The sequence below is a fragment of the Sodalis ligni genome, from assembly GCF_016865525.2.
GTDB lineage: Bacteria > Pseudomonadota > Gammaproteobacteria > Enterobacterales > Enterobacteriaceae > Acerihabitans > Acerihabitans ligni.
Genome location: NZ_CP075169.1, coordinates 2,349,300 through 2,366,948 on the forward strand (window position 1 = coordinate 2,349,300; position 17,649 = coordinate 2,366,948).

The window sequence follows — 17,649 nt, forward strand, 5'->3', positions numbered from 1 at the left end:
GTATTCTCCGGACGTTATTTCAGGCCGGTCAGGGCAACGCCCTTGACAAACAGATCCTGAAGGCAAAGGAACATGATGACCACCGGCAGCAGGCTTAGACCCACCGTGGCCATCAACACGGGCCAGTTGGTGGCGAACAGGCCCTGCGCGGTATAAATCCCAAGCGTCAGCGTCTGGTTTTCGTTGCTGCTGAGGAAAATCAGCGGGCGCAGAAAATCATTCCAGGTGCCGACAAAGGTAAAGATGGCAAGCGTAGTCAGCGACGGCTTGGAAAGCGGCAGGAAGATCTTCCAGAAGATACCCCAGGGCGAGCAGCCGTCCAGGGTAGCGGCTTCGGCAAGTTCTTTGGGTATGCCGATGTAGAACTGCCGCATCAGGAAGATGCCGAACGGCGACACCATGGTGGACAAAATGATCGCCCAGGGAGAATCCAGCAGGCCCATGGTCCGCAACAAGGCAAAGGTAGGCACCAGCAGCACATGGTAAGGGATCATGATGGACACCAGCACGATCACAAACAGCGCGTCCTTGCCGCGAAAACGAAATACCCAGGAGAAGGCAAAGCCCGCCATGGCGCTGGTGACCAGCGTTCCAATCAGCGTCACCACCGAGATGAACACGGTGTTCCACAGCTGGGAGAGAAACGGCGAACCGCTCAGCACCGTCCGGTAGTTGTTCCAGTTGACGGCACTGCCGAAAAGGTCGGCGGATACTGGAACACTTCGCCCGCCGGTTTTAACGATGTGGCTATCATCCAGACAAACGGCAGCAGCATCACGACGGCGCCGATGCTGAGCACCACCAGCGATACGGCGTTACCGATACGCCGGCTGCGTTTTTTACTGGAGTAGCGGCGGCGGAGCGATGTATCTATCGTGGTCATCAATCAATCCCCTTGAGACTTGTTGAGACGAAACTGCACCAGGGTCAATATCAGAACAAAAATCGTCAGCGCCCAGCCCAGCGCGCTGGCATAACCCATGCGATAAAACTGGAAACCATTCTGATAGATATAGTGCACCAGCACCGAGGAGCTTCTGTTGGGACCGCCGCCGGTCATGACCATTACCTGGTCGAATACCTGGAACGAATTGATGATGGTGATAACGGTCACGAACAGCGTGGTGGGACGCAGCGACGGCAGCGTAATGTTCCAGAACTTCTGGAAGGCGTTCGCGCCGTCGATCTCAGCCGCCTCGTAATAGGACGACGAGATGCCCTGCAGGCCGGCGAGAAACAGCATCATGTTAAAACCGATACTCTTCCAGATACTGGTGATCATCACCGCCGGCATTGCCCAGCGTTCATCGGTCATCCACTTGGGGCCGTTAATGCCCACCAGATCGAGGCAGTAGTTGATAAGGCCGAAGTCGGCGTTGTACATCCACTGCCAGACCATGGACATGGCCACCATCGAGGAGATCACCGGCAGGAAATAGGCGGCGCGAAAGAAACGGACTCCGGCAATCTTTTGATTCAACGCGATGGCGAGCAGCAGCGGAATGACCAACAGCACCGGGACCGTGACCACGGTGAAATAAACCGTGTTCCAGAACACCTTGATGGCGGTGGGATCGCTAACCATTTTGACGTAGTTGTCCAGGCCTATCCACTTGGGCAGGGTATTAAGGTTCCAACTGGTGAAACTCAGCGCCAGCGAGGCAACGGCCGGGAACAGGGTAAAGGCGCAAAAGCCCACCAGCGCCGGGGCCAGAAAAACCGCCGGCCAGAACCATTGCCGCCGGGTGATGCTTTTGCTTCGCCGTGCGCCGATACGGGAGGGGAGCACGGTCGGCGCGCCCCTTGGTAATGCTTTGGCTGCTTTGTGCATTTTTTTTTCCTCCGGTTACGGGGACTGGTCATGGACCGGACGATGGGTATCCTGCCGCAGATGAAGACCCGGGGATTACTGCTGCTGCATCGCCTCGTTGACCCTTGATTGCATGGCCGGCAGCACGTCATCCAGCTTCGCGTCCGAATAAAGGTAGGATTGCAGCGAATCGGAGATGATGTTGTAGACTTCGTCGGTATGCCTTATCTGATCGAACCAGCGGAGATCGCTATGGGTCCACAGGCTCTGCATATCAATCCAGCCTTTCGGATAAACCGCCGGGTCATACCAGCTTTTGAGATTATCCGGCTGATACATGGAAAGCCGGTTCGGCATCCAGAGGCCGGCCTTGTAAAGCGGGATGGCGAATTTCATCGACGTCAGGAAAGTCACTAGTTTGATGGCTTCCTCCGGATGCTTGGTGCCGGACCATACGGCATCCATATTGCAGGAACTCATCGGGGTAAAGGTCCCGGACATTTTCGGCGGCAGGCCTGCGCCCAGTTCTATGTGGGAAGCGGCCAGTTCCTGCAATCCATAGGAGCCCATAAACAGCGTCGCTACCCGGCCGGTCAGCAATAGCTGGGTCGGGGAGTTGGTGGTATCAAGGCCGATGGATGCGGGATTGGGCGCCAGGCCGTCGGTACGCAGGGCCTTGATTTTTTCCAGCGTATTCTTGGTTTGCGGGGAATCCATTCCCTCGGCTTTGCTGAAATCGGCGTTAAACCATGTGGCGCCGTTGGACGCCAGCATCTCCTGGGTGGTGTAAAGGTTCATCCCCTCTTCGAAATTTGCCGTGCCGTACTGCAGCGTCTTGCCATTCTGGACCTTGGTCAGTTTTCGCATATAGCCGACGAATTGATCCCAGCTCCACTGATCCGCAAGCTTGGTGGGCGGGTAGGGCACGCCGGCTTCGTCAAACAGCTTTTTGTTGTAGAAGAGAACCGGGCCGACATTACAGACATCCACGCCGTATATGTGTTTCTTTCCGTCTACCTCAAGCTGGATCTTTTTCTGCGAACCCGGCGTGAAATCTTTGAGGTCCCAATATTTCGGGAAGGCATCGGTTAAATCGAGCAGTTGACCATTGGCGACGAAATCCCTTTGGTAGTCGGGATTGAGATAGAAGACATCCGGAGCCGTACCCGCCGCCATCATTGTTCGCAGCTTGGAATGGTGCTGGGCAAAGGGCGAGGTCACATATTTCACCCGCACATCGGGATTGGCCTGCTCGAAATCCTTCAAGCCGGCGCGAATACTGGCCGATTCAAGGGGACTTGCCTCCCAGCTCATAAAGGTCAGTTCAATTTTATCCTGGCTTATGGCCTGTAGTGGCGCCATCAGGGAGGGCACCATAACGCACGCTGCGGCTATCAATCTTAAATTCGGCATAAATCACTCCCGTGGAATCGTTGAGCAGCCAAAATAAACCTTGCTGCCGCACGGTTAACGGCTTCGGCCTGCATTATGATGCATCGTCACATTGATACTCTGGAGATTTATAATATTTATATTTATCTTAAAGGATCAATATATATGTATAAAATTATCCTTAATATGTGCCAGCGATCACACTTAACCCGGCAGCTAATCATCGGGCTTAGAGCGCCATATTGCCTGCTATATGAGCAAAAATTCGCGCTGCGGCGACATCTGTGTTCTTGGCTGTAAAAGTTGATAGGCTGCTTAATTTTGTATAAAATTAAACATAAATATGAATACCTCCCAAAGGCCGACTGAAAACATGAAAAAAGCAGGAAATACCGAGGGGGCGACGCTGGTCAATTCCGCAGAAATCCTGCTGCTGATTGCCCACGGCAAGGCATCATCCCGCGCGGCGCTGCTTGAAGCCTCGGGGCTATCCCGCGTTACCGTCACCCATCGCCTGAATGCGCTGCTTGCCGCCGGACTGGTTGAAGAGTCGCAAAAGACATTACCCAGCGGCGGGCGTCCGACACGGGTGCTTACGGTGAACGATGCCGCCGGAATTATCCTCGTCGCCAATATCGGCGAGGCCTTTATCCATCTTGCCGTCATGGATCTGCGGCCTGAGATTCTGGCGCAAACCACGCTGCCATTTACCGCCAAGAGCAGTCCCGGCGGCGCCCTTGATCAGATTCATGACGCCTTCAGGCAATTGCTGGAGGCCAACCGGTTGGCCCACCGGCTGCTGTTCGGCGTCAGTCTCAGTATGCCGACCCCGGTGGATTTCAATCGCGGCTGCGTTGTCGGCCCCTCAGTGCTGCCCGGCTGGGACGAGTTTGATATAAAAAGCTATTTGGGGAAGTTTTATGATGCCCCCATTTACGTGGAAAACGATGTCAACCTCATGACTATCTACGAACATCGCCATAATTTCCCGCATGTGAAAGACATGTTCTATATCAAAATGGGTACGGGCATCGGCAGCGGCATCATCACCGATGGCCGGATTTTCCGGGGTGCGCAGGGGGCGGCGGGAGATGTGGGCCATATCCAGTTCACCATGGAGACGCCGCCGCTATGCCGCTGCGGCAAGTTCGGCTGCGTGGAGGCGCGGGCCGGCGGCTGGGCCATTGCCCGCGACCTGTCGGCGATGGGTTACACCGCCGGCAACGCTCTGGACGTGGTTGAACTGGTGGAAAACAACCGTCCTGAAGCGATTATGCTGGTGCGGCGGGCGGGGCAGATCATCGGCGAAGTCATCGCCGATGTCGTCAGTATTCTTAACCCGGCCCTGATCGTGGTTGGCGGGACGCTGGCCACGGCCGGTGAATTTCTTCTTTCAGGGGTGCGCGAGCTTGTCTACCAGCGATGCCTGCCCCTGGCCACCAGGGAACTGCAAATCCTGCCCGCGAAACCCAACGGCGACAGCGCGCTGTACGGCGCGGCGCATTTGGTTCTGGATGACACCTTCCGGCAAGACCTCATCGAGGGGTTGCTGATTCGCTATGGACACAATCAGTCGGTGAGCGACCCCGTTTGATTTACCGTTGCCGCGGCGTTCGCCATCGCGGGCGGCTATCCGCAATATTTTTTAAGGCGCGTGTGCTGGTCAGGGCGGAGCTGGTAGAGATACACCGGCCTGCCGGTGGCGCCATAAAGAATATTGGTGGCGAGGATGCCGATGCCGGCCAGGTAAATCAGGTATTTCCGGCACGATACGCGGGATATGCCGATGGCGTTGGCCAGATTATCCGTGGAAAATTCACTCTCATGATGGCGGCTTATCCATTCGCACACCATTCTCAGGGTCTGGACGGTAAGGCCCTTCGGCAGTTTTTTTATCTCCGCGACAGGCTGGGCGCCACGGCGAATCAGCATATCAACGTCAGCCTGTTCATAGTCATCGAGTTTGTTGAGCAGGTCTTTCTTCTGACGGTAAGCAGACAGCGCTTCTTCAAATCGTGAAAACTGAAAAGGCTTGATCAGATAATCCACCACACCGTACTGCAACGCTTTCTTGATGTTATTCACATCACTTGCCGAGGAAATGATGATCACATCCGTCTGTTCGCTGAACTCATGCAGTACGGGCAACAGATCCAGACCGTTATCCTGCTGCATAAAAACGTCCAGCAGCACCAAATCTATTGCGGCTCCGTGCTGAATCACCATATTTCTGGCCTGTTGCAGGGTAGGTACGCAGGCATAGCAGGTAAAACCGGGCACCTGGGCCAGATAACAGCGATTGAGCTCGGCCACCATGGCATCATCATCGACAATCAGTACATTAATCATGGAATCGCCACCGTGCTTTTATAGGGAAGCTGGATAAAGAATTGCGTGAACACGCCGGGTTCCGATTCCAGTTCAACGGCGCCGCCCGCGGCATCGAGACTCTGTTTGACCAGGCTCAGGCCCAGTCCACGGTCTTCACCCTTGGTGGAAAAGCCCAGTTCGAAAATGCGGGTCACCAGGCTCGCCTGAATGCCGGGGCCATCGTCGCTGACCACACAGTGCAACTGCTCATCCTGATGATGGAAACTGACGATGATCTCGTGATTCTCCTCATTGCCGATGGCCTCCATGGCGTTCTCAATTACATTACCCAGCACGGTAACCAGGGTCATGGTGGTTTGCTCATTCTGGGCGTCCGGCAGTAGGCTGTCTTCACTGACGGAAAGCGTAATGTTCATATCGCGGGCGCGATTGATTTTACCCAGCATAAAGCCTGCCATGACCGGTGATTTTATCTTGCGCATTAATGATCCTATCTCGGTCTGATAGGTATTCGCCGTTTGCAGTATGTAGTTTTCCAACTGCGGATAATTCTTCATGTGGAGCATGCCGAGAATGACGTGCAATTTATTCTTGAACTCATGGGATTGCGTCCGCAGGGCGTCGGCATAGTTCGAGATGCCCGATAACCGTTGCAGCAACTGGCTGATTTCGGTTTTATCGCGGAAAGTGGCTACCGCGCCGATGATGTGTTTGCCAACGACAATGGGTACGGTGTTGGTCAGCAGCAGGCTGCCGTTGAAATTGATTTCTTCATCACGCCGAGCCAGCCCGGTCTTGAGCACGGTCTGTAAATTGAGCAGCGAGACCCAGGTTTCGCCGGTATTGTTTCCGCCAAGCAAGGTCTCGAGCGGGGCGCTTTGTTTGAACAGGCGTTTGGCTTCCGGATTAATCAGCGTGATACGCGCCTGCGCATCCACGGCGATGACGCCTTCCTTGATGGAGTGAAGCATCGCGTTGCGCTGCTCAAAAAGGGCCGAGATTTCATAAGGCTCAAACCCCAGCATAATACGTTTGATAACGCTGACCAGGCACCAGATCCCCAGTGCGCCCACCAGGACGCCGAACAGCAGGGCCCAGGGAATAGTCCAGCGGTTCTCATTGATCACCGCATGCACCTTGTCCAGTGAAATACCCAGGGCAATGACGCCGATAGGCTGATGCCTGTCGTTATAAACCGGCGTGAAAATGCGTAACGCCTCGGCAAGCACACCGTGATTTACCGCGTGATACTCCTTGCCCTCCAGCGCGGGCTGTAAATCATCGCCGATGAAATGTTTCCCGATCAGCGCGGGTTCCGGATGCGAATAGCGAATGCCGTGCATATCGGTGACCACGACAAACAGCAGATTGTTGCTTTGCCGGACCCGCTCCGCATAAGGCTGAATAGCCGCCGCCTGCCCGGGATCCTGCAGCCCGCCGATGATTTGGGGTGAATCCGCCAGGGTGCGCGCGATGGCGAAGGTTTTCTCCTCAAGGCCATTGAGGGCAACCTGACCCAGCTGTATAAAAAACAGCGTATAGACTACCAGCAATACCGAGGTTAGTACGCCGCAGACCATCAGCGTTAAGGAGGTGCTTAGCCTGAACGGTTTTCCGGACCGGAGCAGGGGGTTGACATATGACATCTTTTCTCCGGGAAAGGGACTCAGGCCGGGGGCATAAGACACTCTACTCAATTCTTGGCGGCATCGCTTTTGCCGGCTGGCGAATAAGGAAACAGCCGGTACTATTGTACCGGCTGGGAGAAATATTAAAACGAGGAACGTTTATATAACAGGTAGTCGGCCTGCCAGAATTCGGCCTCCAGCCTGTTTTGCAATACCTCTTCCGACACCGCCGGCGCAACGCCTTCGCGCTGTGCCGCACGGGCCACTTCAGCGGCTATGGTTTTCGATACCCGCTGTATATCGGCAATGGCCGGTAAGAGTGGGCCCTGCCCCGTGGTCGACAGCGGTGAAAGGCCGGCCAGCGCCTGACTGGCCGCCAGCAGCATGCCGTCGGTCACCCGGCGGGCTTTCGCCGCCAGAATGCCTAGACCCAGGCCGGGGAAAATATAGGCATTATTACACTGCGGGATCTCATAGCAGCGATCCTGGTAATAAACCGGCGCAAACGGGCTGCCGGTGGCCATAAGCGCCGCGCCTTCGGTCCAGGCTATCACATCCTGCGGCCGGGCTTCCGCGCGGGAGGTGGGATTGGACAGCGGCATGATAATCGGATGATGACAATGGTGGTGCATCTCGCGGACGATCTCTTCGCTAAACAGCCCCGGTTGCCCGGAAACGCCAATCAGAATAGTCGGTTTAGCGTGGCGGACCACGTCCTGCAGAGAAATATGCTGAGCATCCACCGCCCAGTGGCCGATATTTTTCTTATGGGCGGCCAGCTTGCGCTGGAAATCCAGTAGATTAGGCATGTCATCCGTCAGCAAGCCGAAGCGGTCCACCATAAAGACCCGGCTTCGCGCGTCTTCCTCCGTTGCCCCTTCGGCGATCATCTGTACGATGATTTGTTCGGCAATGCCGCAACCGGCGGAGCCGGCGCCAAGGAAGGCAACGCGCTGCTCGCGTAATGCTGTCCCCGCCGCGTGGCTGGCGGCAATCAGGCAGCCCAGCGTGACCGCCGCCGTACCCTGGACGTCATCGTTAAAGCAGCACAGCTCATCGCGGTAACGTTTCAGTAGCGGCATCGCATTGGTTTGGGCGAAATCCTCGAACTGCAGCAGCACATCCGGCCAGCGCGCTTTTACCCCCTGGATAAAGAGATCGATAAAGTCGTAGTACTCGTCGCCGATGATCCTCGGATGGCGCCAGCCCATGTAAAGCGGGTCATCCAGACGCTGCGTATTGTTGGTGCCCACATCAAGCATGATCGGCAGGATATTGGCGGGGTGACTCCCGCCGCAGGCGGTGTAGAGGGAAAGCTTGCCGATGGGGATCCCCATGCCGCCAATCCCCTGATCCCCCAGCCCCAGGATACGTTCGCCGTCGGTGACCACGATCACCCGAATATCGTTCTTGGCGAAGTTTTGCAGCATGTCATCGATACGGTCGCGATCCGGATAGGAAATAAACAAACCCCGCGCACGGCGATAAATAGCGGAAAAGTGCTCGCAGGCTTCACCCACCGTAGGGGTATAAATGATCGGCAGCATCTCTTCCAAATGGGCATTTACCAGGCTATAGAACAGCGTCTCATTGGTATCCTGAATATTTCGCAGATAAACATGCTTGGATATATCGCTTTTGAAATCACAATATTGCGAATAAGCGCGATCGGTTTGTTCACTGATGGTTTCAACCTGGTTGGGTAACAAACCGTTCAGATTAAACGCCAGACGTTCCTCGCGGGTGAACGCAGAGCCTTTGTTCAACAACGGATTTTCCAGCAACAGCGAACCCGTGTAATGCGTGTAAAGTGGGCGTGTTTTTAACATCAGGTAAACCTCAATAAATGTGGACAGCAAAAAACACCAATTGTCTGTTGAATGGGATTAAACAGGGCCGTTGGTCCATAGCGGGCTGGGTTTAATAAAATTTCTGGTTTGCGTTTTTATAGCATGGGAGTCAAGTGATTTCTGATTACTTAAATTACAAAATTATTTTTATACTTACTTAGTAATAAAATTATTCAATCGCCTTTAATATCTGGCAACTCTACGAATTATGTTGGGTATATGTTATTTATGGGCGGGAATTCATTCCGGCGACTTTAGTAACTATTGTTATTGCTATATAAAGAACGGCTGTGATGATTATCACAATCACTCTTTATTTAAAATAATATAACCTTTTCCCATTCTATCAAATATAAAAGGTCAGGTTATGCCAATATTACTCTTATCCTCATTATTTCCCTTGGTGTTTGTCATGGCGTTGGGTTGGCTGAGTGGAAAACTCAGTTATATGAAACGTGATGATGCCACGGTCTTGGCCACCGTAGTGATTCGTTTTGCTTTGCCGCTGAGCCTGTTTCTCGGCGCATTGCATACCGATCCTGCTAAAATACAGAATCTGTCGTTTATGGCCGTCCTGGTGATAGGACTGATGGGGTCTTATCTCCTTACGCTGTGCATTGCCCGCTTTGTCTTTCGTCACGACATCAAAACCAGTGCTATTCAGTCCCTGATCTGCGCATTCCCCGATATGGCTTATTTTGGCGCGCCGGTGCTGGCCGTGCTTATCGGTCCGGAAGGCTTTCTGGGCGTGCTGATCGGCAATCTCATCACCAGCGTGCTGATGATCCCTCTCACCATCGTATTGATCCGCATGGGGGACAATAACAACGGATCGGCGGAGCAGGGGAGCCTTCGCGGCATGATCCTGCAAAATCTGCTCAAAGCGGTGCGCAACCCTATCGTCTGGATCCCGATACTCGGCGTGGTAATGAGCCTGGCAGGCATCAAGCTGCCGGAACTGCTCTCTTCCTCCGTAGAAATGATGGGGAAAACCGCCGGCGGAATCTCTTTGTTCGCACTGGGCCTGCTGTTCTTTGGTGAAAGCCCGACGCTGAATGTGCATACGTTTACCAATATCAGCCTGAAGAACGTCATACAGCCCGCCATTATGGCCGCGGCGGGGCTGGCTTTTGGACTGAGCCATACGCTGATGCAGCAGGTGGTGATTATCGGCGCCACCCCTTCGGCCATCGCGGCGGGAATGTTCGCGGTTCGCAGCGATACCTACGTGGAATCGGCCTCTTCATCCATCCTGCTGGGCACGGCGGTGGGGATTGTAACCGAAGGGGTGATTATATTTATGCTGTCATAAAAAGGCTTGCCCTTGGCAAAAATATTCGTCAGGAACGCATCTTTGAGACAATTAGCTATAGGGGGTTGGCGGAGAGTAGGCGATATTAAGGAAAACGGACTTGCTTACGCCGTTATCCATTAAGGAAGGCATGATGAAAAAGACAACGTTGATGCTGGTGCTCACCCTCTTTGCATCCGGCAGCGTGTTTTCAACCGGGTCCTACGCCGACGGACGTCGGGATCACGATGGTCACGGACCGCGATGGGACCGGGGCCATGGCGGGCCAGGCTGGCACCACGATCGCGGCGATTTCAGAGGCCACGGCTATCGGGACGGCTATCATGACAGGTTTGCCTGGCGCGGGCGTGAGTTCAGAAGAGGTTATCCGCTGCCGCCGCCTTATCGGGGAGATTATTACCGCGTGCACGACTGGCGCCACCGCGGTCTTCAGTCGCCGCCGCGCGGGCATTACTGGGCTTATATTGATGGACGCTATGTCATGGTCGCCGCCGCCACCGGCGTGATCACCGCGATTATCATGGGCAATGCACTTGGCTATTGAGGGAATACAGGCCGGATTGCCGCCGGCCTTTAACTTACCATCAGATTTTATCCGCTATGTTTATGGATAAAATGCCCTGATAAAGCAATTTGTGACGACATTCAAATATTCGTTTGGGTAACACATCTTCAATTAATAGATATGGATAAATTGTTTCTTTGAATCGGTGCGGGAGCAATTCACACCATGTCAGAAATGCAAAATGAAAGCCTGTTGCCAAGATACTCGTTTAACGCCCGCCTGGTGGCCGGGCTGACCCCCATCGATGAGCAGGGGCTGCGGGATTATTTCATCGATCGCCCGGCAGGTATGAAAGGGTATGTGCTTAATTTCACCCTGCGCGGCGAAGGAGTTGTCTTGGCCGCCGTACGATCCGGCGGAAAACCCCAGGGCGTACAGCGAGGAAATCATGCCCCGGTGTACACCAGTCCCCATGCCTTGTTCAGGTTTTCAACAGAGTGATATTTGTGGCGCAGACGGTCTTTAAAGCCTTCGAATAAATCATCGGAGTAATTAAACACTAATCCCGGTTCGTTATAAACCTGCCAACCGATGACGGCGGGATGGTCACGATACCGTTCCGTGATTTTTCTCATTACCCGGCTGGCGAAATAGCGGAACACCGGGTGCGAGTAATTATGTTCTTCACGAAAGCCAAAATTTGTTTTGTGCCCGCTGGCGTCGGTGATACTGACTTTCGGGTATTTACGCGCCAGCCATCGAGGTACGGAAAACGTCGGCATGCCGATTACAACCGCGATATGATGCCGATGGGCTTCATCGAGAACGGGCTCCAGCCAATCCAGACGAAAATGCTCCTCTTCAGGTTCCCATTGACTCCAAGAACCCTCTCCAACGCGCACGACGTTAAAACCGGCTTTCTCCATCAGGTCGAAATCATATTCGAGGTGTGAGGAGGGTTGGTATTCATCGTAATAAGCGGCCCCAAACAGTATCTGGTTTCTAGGCTTTATTTCTGCCATGCGAACGACTCCAATCAATTTAATTTATTGCGCTGCGATTTTTGACAAAAATAGACTTTATATAAAGGCAAGGACACCCTGTAATATCTTCATAAAATAACGAATGGATGTGATTGAAAGATAGGTCATGGAATAAAGTAAAGTAATTAAGGATAGGGTGTAGTTATGGATGATAGTGCTAATGGCGATTTTGTGTGAATTGGTTCACATATTGTGGCACGTCTGACATGATCCACCGCACGCGTGCGAATGATTATGTCAGCCTAATGAATATAGGGTTGCATCGGCTAAAATTATTTTTTCTTGATATTCACTTTTATTTTCCCATCGAACCAGCTTCATTTTTATTATTCAGGATGTGAGTGACAGCCGATGCGCGACACCTTGCTAACCGGTTATGCCACGGATGTGATGGCGGCCGGTGTCGCCAGGATGAACAGGCCACAGGCTTCGGATATGCCGGCCTTTTTGCCTGCGGCGCCAGGTTTCAGTGATATGGAAAGATGATCGCTATCCTGACTCATCTTGGTCCGCGGTCGACCAGGGGATCCCCACTTGTCGGCTGTGTCAGCCAGATCCTCCGGCCGGCGGCCGAGCCGGGCGCGCAATGCTAGCCCTATGACAAGATGGGGATGGCGGCAGCAATGCCAGTGAACCAGGTATCTGTGTCGCCATGGGCGGTAGTGACAAAACAGGTAGAGATTCGTTTTCAGATATAGTTTAATGGGCACAAACCGGCCTTTAACGATTCCGAATCCAGTTGTCCCTAAAAATTGAGACAGAAATGAAGACCTTACATAAGCCTACCGAGCGTGTTTTGCTTATTTTGGAAACCTTATCGAACGATGATGGCATGACGCTTTCCGGCCTGTCATTAAAAACAGAGATTTCTAAAAGCACGATTTTCCCTATTTTAAAATCTTTATTACATCGCAAATACATCAGCTATGATGAAAAAAGCGGCAAATATACGCTTGGTATATCGTGTGCCGTTTTGGCCAGCTCGACATTTGAGAAAGAATACTGGCTTAAAATGATAAACGCTGAAATGAGGAAGATTGTTGCTGATTGCAATGAAGTTTGCCAGATGGGGTGTTGGATGACTCCACGTTCTTTATATTGATAAAGTACAATCTGACCAAACGGTTCAACTTATGTCAAAATAGGCACTCGCCTGCCCGCTATCCATTCCGCGCTGGGAAAGGCATTACTTTATCAGTATAGCGATAAGCAAATAATGGAACTTTATCCTGATGGCTTCAAGCCGTTAACCGCCCATAGCGTTGGCCAACTGGACTATTTGCGTCGCCAGTTAAATGATGTCGCGTTGAAAGGGTACGCGGTTGATGACAGGAAATCAATGAAGACACTGTCTGTTTCGCCGTCCCGCTAAAGCAAAGAGATAAAATACTGGCGGCCATCAGCGTTTCTATGCCCTATTTCCGCGCGACCGAAGAAAAGAGTAAACATATCATCGAATTACTTATCAACGCCCGTGCGAAAATAGAACATAATCTCAATAACCTACATGATATAAACAATTACTAATAAACGTACACTATAAATACAAACTTGTAACAAGATGTCCTGCAAAATTTGTGATATGCCCCACGGTATAGAAATTTAATTGCCGCGGGTTGTTCCTCCCGCCATCATGATCTCTACTAATTCATTGATTAATCGCCTTAAAATTCCTAAATCCGCATATTTGACTTTAAAACATGGAGTGATTACCTTGTGTTGTTCGTAAAAAATACTGTTCGTATATACGAAAGGAAAAATCATGAAAAGTCGTTATATCACCCCTGTGTGACCGTATTTGACAAAAGGCCGGCTTGATCCAGAGCAGATGTTGCAATTATTTAATTTTATTAAATATTCTGTCTCAGGATTCGTTGTGATGGGAAGCACCGGGGAGTTTTTCCCTGGATATGAAAACCTCCAGACAGCTTATACAGCTGACCTCTGAGTTTCCGAAAGACAGCATGAAGGTCTATGCCGGCGCAAGCCGTATGGATATCCAGGAGTCCGTGGAGCTGGCTAACTATGCCTATGAATGCGGCCTGGATGGCGTCATGATCATCAGTCCCTATTATTTCCGGCTGACAGATGAGAGCATCTATTATTTTACAGTGAAATTGCCCGGCAAACCAACGCGAAAATATTTATCTACAACTTTCCCGAAAGAACAGGATATTCGGTATCTCCCGAAGTCTGCCTAAAACTTGCAGAGAATTTTCCGAATATTATTGGCCTGAAGGATACTATTCCGGATACGATGCATACTTCTCAAGTGATTAAACTGGTTAAGCAAGAAATCCCTCACTTTGAAGTTTACGCTGGTTATGATAACAATTTTTCCCATAATATTCTTTCGGGCGGCAATGGCTGTATCGGTGGATTGTCAAATATTGTCCCTGAGTTTTCAAATCCTGGATGGACGCTTTCGCAGAGGATAATTTAGCCGCGGTTACAGCGCATCAACAAACAGTTGACCGGCTAATGGATATTTATAACGTTAACGATCTCTTTATACCTGCTTTTAAGAAGGCGCTTCAGCTGCGCGGCGTGATCAACTCCGATCAATGTACCGGTCCCTTTAAAGGCGTCACGGAAAGACAATCAGAAAAAATTAAACAGATACTGATGTCGGCTGGTTTTGCTGGTTAATAATTATTTCCCTCTGGAGGAATTATGAAAACCATAACTGTCTTTGATAATCCGGTGTTAAATTCCGCAGTTACCAAAGCATGGAAAAGATTAGTACCACTCATGTTTTCCCTGTATTTTATCGCGTTTATCGATCGTGTGAACGTCGGTTTTGCCAAAGAGGCGATGCAGACCGATATAGGCTTATCCAATGCGGCTTTTGCGCTGGGAGCCGGTATATTCTTTGCCGCCTACGCGCTTTTTGGCATACCGGCAAATCTGATCCTAAACAAAATCGGGGCGCAAAAATGGCTGAGTTTTACCGCCGCCTTATGGGGTGTTCTGTCTGCCCTCACCGGTTTGGTACATAATGAAACTCAGTTCGTCATTCTGCGTTTTTTGCTCGGGCTGGGTGAAGCGGGTTTTTATCCGGGAATTTTGCTGTTGGCTTCCATCTATTTCCCAAACAAAATTAGGGCGTCGGTGGTGGGCATCTTTGTCTTGGGCGTACCGCTGGCCCTGACTCTGGGCTCGCCTATTTCCGGCGCATTACTCGAGTTGCATGGATTCCTGGGCAGACCGGGATGGTTCTGGATGTTCCTGCTCGAGGGTATTCCGGCGGCGCTTATGGGCATATTCGCCTTTTTTTATCTTGATGATAACCCGGCAAAAGCGCGCTTCCTGACGCAGGAAGAAAAAACTGCGTTGATTGCCCAATTAAGCACGGAACAGCAGCAAACGGTGACCGGTAGCGCGTTAACCGCGTTGAAGAGCATCAAGGTTTGGCATCTGGCGCTCATTTACGGCACCATTCAAATCAGCGTGTACGGCCTGATGTTTTTCCTGCCGTCGCAGGTTGCCAGCCTCATGGGTTCAACCATCGGTTTCAAGGTGTCGCTGGTGGCGGCCATTCCCTGGGCCTGCTCTGCATTCGGCGTGTACTTTATTCCACGAATCGCGGATAAATATCCGGCGCAGCGCGTAAGTATTTCTGTGCTATGCATGCTGGCCGCGGCCCTTGGCCTGGCCCTTTCGGCGTTCAGCGGGCCGGTTATGGCAATGGCGGCGCTGTCGCTTTCCGCCATCGGCTTCCTTTCCGTTCAGCCTATTTTCTGGACTTTCCCTCCCCAGATTGTATCCGGCTCCGCATTAGCCGCGGCGATAGGCTTTTGTACCACTATGGGAGCCTTCTGCAGTTTCCTTGCACCGATGATTCGCGTTGAAGTCGAGCAGTGGTTTAACAGCAATACCGCCGGACTTATGGCTTTGGCGTTCATCACGGTATTTTGCGCGCTGCTCATCGCCTGTCTCAGTAAAAAGAAGGCCGCGGGAAAAGTGGCTCAGCCACATCATTCCTAAATGCAATTGAAAAACCTTGCGTTCAGTTGCCTGAAAACCCAGAGGAAAATATCATGCAAAACATATTAAAAATCGACTCAACTGATACCCTCATTGTTGCCCTGAAGGATTTAAAAAAAGGTGAGAAAGTCAGCTGGGATGATGAAGAATATGTCCTGAAAACGGATGTAAAAGCCAAGCACAAATTCGCCACTCGGGAGATCCCGGTCGGCGGCGTCGTTTCTTTATACGGGGTGCCGGTTGGCAAAGCAATAAAAGCCATTGCCCAGGGCGCGGCCGTTACCGTTGATAATATAAAACATTTCGCGGCTCCTGTTAGCCTGGATGATAGCGAATCCTATCAATGGGACGTTCCCGATGTGTCGGAATGGAAAGATGCCACTTTTAAAGGCATTATTCGTGGCGATGGCCGGGTAGGGACGGCGAATTACTGGCTGGTCTTCCCGCTGGTTTTTTGTGAAAACCGGAATGTGCAAAAAGTCACCGATGCGTTGAATGAGGCGTTGGGCTATGCCGATAATGGATTGAAGGATTTCGCGCATCAGTTGGCTGCAAGCAGCGGCGAGCGGCAAGCTTCCGTACGCCCCTTTCCCCATCTGGACGGCGTTCGCTGTTTTACCGTAACGTCGGGGTGCGGCGGCGCGACCTCAGACAGCATGACCATGTGTGACGTTCTGGCCGCATATGCGGACCACCCCAATGTCGCGGGGGTAACGGTTTTCGCACTGGGCTGCGAAAAGGCGCGTATCGTTGATTTCAAGGCTGCGCTCAAAAAGCGCAACCCGGACTTTAGCAAGGAAATCATCTATTTCCGGCAACAAGACTGGGATAGTGAAGAAAAAATGATGCGGGATGCCCTTAAGGCGACCTACGGGGCCATTCAAAAAACGCCGGTGGCGGAACGCGTTGATGTCCCGCTTTCCCATTTGAAGCTCGGGGTAAAATGCGGCGCTTCAGATGGTTTTTCCGGTATCAGCGCCAACCCGGCGATGGGGCTGGTTTCCGACTGGCTGGTGGCCCTGGGCGGCGCCTCGGGCTTAGCCGAATTTCCGGAACTCTGCGGGGCGGAAGGGGATATTGTCAAACGCTGTATGACCCGTGAATTGAAAGAGAAATTTTTGAGCCTGATGAAACATTATGAACATGTGGCCAATTTCTTTGATACGTCCATTTCCGATAATCCAAGCCCGGGAAATATCGCTGACGGCCTGATTACCGATGCCATCAAATCGGCCGGCGCAGCCAAGAAGGGCGGCCGGGCGCCTGTCAGTGCCGTTTGCGATTATGCGGAGCCCATGGCGGAGTCAGGATTGTCCCTGGTGTGCACGCCGGGTAATGACGTACTTGCGGTGACGGGTTTGGTTGCGGCCGGATGCAATGCGGTTATCTTTTCAACCGGGCTGGGAACGCCGACGGGAAACCCCATTGTTCCGGTGTTGAAAATTTCAACAAACTCGGCGATCGCAAAACGGCTGGTGGATATGATTGATTATGATTGCGGCCCCATTATTGATGGCACACCGCTGCCGATAATCAGCCGCGGACTGTTCAAGACATTAATCGAAGCCGCCAGTGGTTCCTATAAAGTGAAAGCGGATCGGCTGGAGCAATCCGATTTTATGCTGTGGAAGCGCTCCCTCGATTTGTAGCCTGCGCACCCGCTCCGCTTGCAACAATAACCGTAATGCTGCAAGTCGATTATGTTGGCAACAGGGTATTTTACCTTGTTGCCTGTCATGATGGATTCTTTTTCTTCCATAGGAAGGGGCTTGCCATGATTTGGCCATCGCG

The 17,649-nt window shown here is 52.1% G+C and carries 14 protein-coding genes and 3 pseudogenes; 9 read left to right on the top strand and 8 right to left on the bottom strand.

Features of this window, described 5'->3' with window-relative positions; all coding sequences use genetic code 11:
- Positions 1-14 precede the first annotated feature (14 nt).
- From GTU79_RS10985 to GTU79_RS11000, 4 genes are all read right to left on the bottom strand, one after another.
- Positions 15-662 (bottom strand): carbohydrate ABC transporter permease, encoded by a 648-nt coding sequence (locus GTU79_RS10985; RefSeq protein ID WP_214513928.1) that lies wholly within the window; start codon positions 660-662, stop codon positions 15-17.
- Complete coding sequence (locus tag GTU79_RS10990; RefSeq protein WP_214513929.1) at positions 656-883, bottom strand: hypothetical protein; 228 nt, start codon at positions 881-883, stop codon at positions 656-658. Before GTU79_RS10990 ends, GTU79_RS10985 begins: the two co-directional genes overlap by 7 nt.
- A gap of 3 nt (positions 884-886) precedes the next feature.
- On the bottom strand, positions 887-1,831 hold the full coding sequence (locus tag GTU79_RS10995; protein ID WP_203521897.1) for a carbohydrate ABC transporter permease: 945 nt from the start codon (positions 1,829-1,831) through the stop codon (positions 887-889).
- Positions 1,832-1,906: 75 nt separating this feature from the next.
- Complete coding sequence (locus GTU79_RS11000; protein WP_203521896.1) at positions 1,907-3,223, bottom strand: ABC transporter substrate-binding protein; 1,317 nt, start codon at positions 3,221-3,223, stop codon at positions 1,907-1,909.
- Between the two features lie 352 nt (positions 3,224-3,575).
- Here GTU79_RS11000 and GTU79_RS11005 point away from each other — a divergent pair, with 352 nt between their 5' ends.
- On the top strand, positions 3,576-4,796 hold the full coding sequence (locus tag GTU79_RS11005) for an ROK family transcriptional regulator (protein WP_132922205.1): 1,221 nt from the start codon (positions 3,576-3,578) through the stop codon (positions 4,794-4,796).
- A 35-nt stretch (positions 4,797-4,831) separates the two neighbouring features.
- Here the strand turns inward: GTU79_RS11005 and dcuR are convergent, their stop codons facing one another.
- From dcuR to GTU79_RS11020, 3 genes are all read right to left on the bottom strand, one after another.
- A complete protein-coding gene (dcuR, locus tag GTU79_RS11010) occupies positions 4,832-5,551 on the bottom strand; it encodes a two-component system response regulator DcuR (RefSeq protein ID WP_132922204.1) in 720 nt (239 codons plus the stop codon).
- Positions 5,548-7,179 carry a sensor histidine kinase gene (locus GTU79_RS11015; protein WP_203521895.1) on the bottom strand — a complete coding sequence of 544 codons (1,632 nt, stop codon included), beginning with the start codon at positions 7,177-7,179 and terminating at the stop codon, positions 5,548-5,550. Before GTU79_RS11015 ends, dcuR begins: the two co-directional genes overlap by 4 nt.
- 125 nt (positions 7,180-7,304) lie before the next feature.
- Positions 7,305-8,990, bottom strand: a complete 1,686-nt coding sequence (locus GTU79_RS11020) for an NAD-dependent malic enzyme (protein ID WP_214513930.1) — start codon at positions 8,988-8,990, stop codon at positions 7,305-7,307.
- Positions 8,991-9,378: 388 nt separating this feature from the next.
- On the opposite strand from GTU79_RS11020, the gene GTU79_RS11025 reads away from it, so the two are divergent.
- The 3 genes and pseudogenes from GTU79_RS11025 to GTU79_RS11035 all read left to right on the top strand — a co-directional run.
- The gene (locus tag GTU79_RS11025) at positions 9,379-10,323 is read left to right on the top strand and encodes an AEC family transporter (protein ID WP_132922201.1); all 945 of its coding nucleotides are present in this window, start codon (positions 9,379-9,381) and stop codon (positions 10,321-10,323) included.
- A 130-nt stretch (positions 10,324-10,453) separates the two neighbouring features.
- Positions 10,454-10,867, top strand: coding sequence for an RcnB family protein (locus tag GTU79_RS11030; RefSeq protein WP_253073536.1), 414 nt, complete (start codon positions 10,454-10,456; stop codon positions 10,865-10,867).
- 186 nt (positions 10,868-11,053) lie between these two features.
- A pseudogene (locus GTU79_RS11035) lies at positions 11,054-11,224 on the top strand (arabinose operon transcriptional regulator AraC); the annotation flags it as partial.
- 50 nt (positions 11,225-11,274) lie between these two features.
- Here GTU79_RS11035 and GTU79_RS11040 read toward each other — a convergent pair.
- Positions 11,275-11,850 (bottom strand): beta-galactosidase, encoded by a 576-nt coding sequence (locus GTU79_RS11040; protein WP_203521893.1) that lies wholly within the window; start codon positions 11,848-11,850, stop codon positions 11,275-11,277.
- Positions 11,851-12,634: 784 nt separating this feature from the next.
- Between GTU79_RS11040 and GTU79_RS30205 the strand changes: the two genes are divergently transcribed.
- The 5 genes and pseudogenes from GTU79_RS30205 to GTU79_RS11060 all read left to right on the top strand — a co-directional run bounded on the left by GTU79_RS30205 (position 12,635) and on the right by GTU79_RS11060 (position 17,507).
- Positions 12,635-12,973 carry a helix-turn-helix domain-containing protein gene (locus tag GTU79_RS30205; RefSeq protein ID WP_253073537.1) on the top strand — a complete coding sequence of 113 codons (339 nt, stop codon included), beginning with the start codon at positions 12,635-12,637 and terminating at the stop codon, positions 12,971-12,973.
- A gap of 72 nt (positions 12,974-13,045) precedes the next feature.
- A pseudogene (locus GTU79_RS30210) lies at positions 13,046-13,398 on the top strand (IclR family transcriptional regulator domain-containing protein).
- Positions 13,399-13,633: 235 nt separating this feature from the next.
- Positions 13,634-14,520: pseudogene (locus GTU79_RS11050) on the top strand (dihydrodipicolinate synthase family protein).
- A gap of 24 nt (positions 14,521-14,544) precedes the next feature.
- Positions 14,545-15,858 (top strand): MFS transporter, encoded by a 1,314-nt coding sequence (locus GTU79_RS11055; protein ID WP_203521892.1) that lies wholly within the window; start codon positions 14,545-14,547, stop codon positions 15,856-15,858.
- A 53-nt stretch (positions 15,859-15,911) separates the two neighbouring features.
- Positions 15,912-17,507, top strand: a complete 1,596-nt coding sequence (locus GTU79_RS11060; RefSeq protein WP_203521891.1) for a UxaA family hydrolase — start codon at positions 15,912-15,914, stop codon at positions 17,505-17,507.
- The last annotated feature ends 142 nt before the right edge of the window (positions 17,508-17,649 follow it).

Excerpts from the sequence above, each read along its gene's own strand:
- GTU79_RS30205 (WP_253073537.1), top strand. The coding sequence starts at position 12,635 with ATGAAGACCTTACATAAGCCTACCGAGCGTGTTTTGCTTATTTTGGAA.
- GTU79_RS11020 (WP_214513930.1), bottom strand. The coding sequence starts at position 8,990 with ATGTTAAAAACACGCCCACTTTACACGCATTACACGGGTTCGCTGTTG.
- GTU79_RS11000 (WP_203521896.1), bottom strand. The coding sequence starts at position 3,223 with ATGCCGAATTTAAGATTGATAGCCGCAGCGTGCGTTATGGTGCCCTCC.
- GTU79_RS10990 (WP_214513929.1), bottom strand. The coding sequence starts at position 883 with ATGACCACGATAGATACATCGCTCCGCCGCCGCTACTCCAGTAAAAAA.
- dcuR (WP_132922204.1), bottom strand. The coding sequence starts at position 5,551 with ATGATTAATGTACTGATTGTCGATGATGATGCCATGGTGGCCGAGCTC.
- GTU79_RS11015 (WP_203521895.1), bottom strand. The coding sequence starts at position 7,179 with ATGTCATATGTCAACCCCCTGCTCCGGTCCGGAAAACCGTTCAGGCTA.
- GTU79_RS11055 (WP_203521892.1), top strand. The coding sequence starts at position 14,545 with ATGAAAACCATAACTGTCTTTGATAATCCGGTGTTAAATTCCGCAGTT.
- GTU79_RS11040 (WP_203521893.1), bottom strand. The coding sequence starts at position 11,850 with ATGGCAGAAATAAAGCCTAGAAACCAGATACTGTTTGGGGCCGCTTAT.
- GTU79_RS11025 (WP_132922201.1), top strand. The coding sequence starts at position 9,379 with ATGCCAATATTACTCTTATCCTCATTATTTCCCTTGGTGTTTGTCATG.
- GTU79_RS11005 (WP_132922205.1), top strand. The coding sequence starts at position 3,576 with ATGAAAAAAGCAGGAAATACCGAGGGGGCGACGCTGGTCAATTCCGCA.
- GTU79_RS10995 (WP_203521897.1), bottom strand. The coding sequence starts at position 1,831 with ATGCACAAAGCAGCCAAAGCATTACCAAGGGGCGCGCCGACCGTGCTC.
- GTU79_RS11030 (WP_253073536.1), top strand. The coding sequence starts at position 10,454 with ATGATGAAAAAGACAACGTTGATGCTGGTGCTCACCCTCTTTGCATCC.
- GTU79_RS11060 (WP_203521891.1), top strand. The coding sequence starts at position 15,912 with ATGCAAAACATATTAAAAATCGACTCAACTGATACCCTCATTGTTGCC.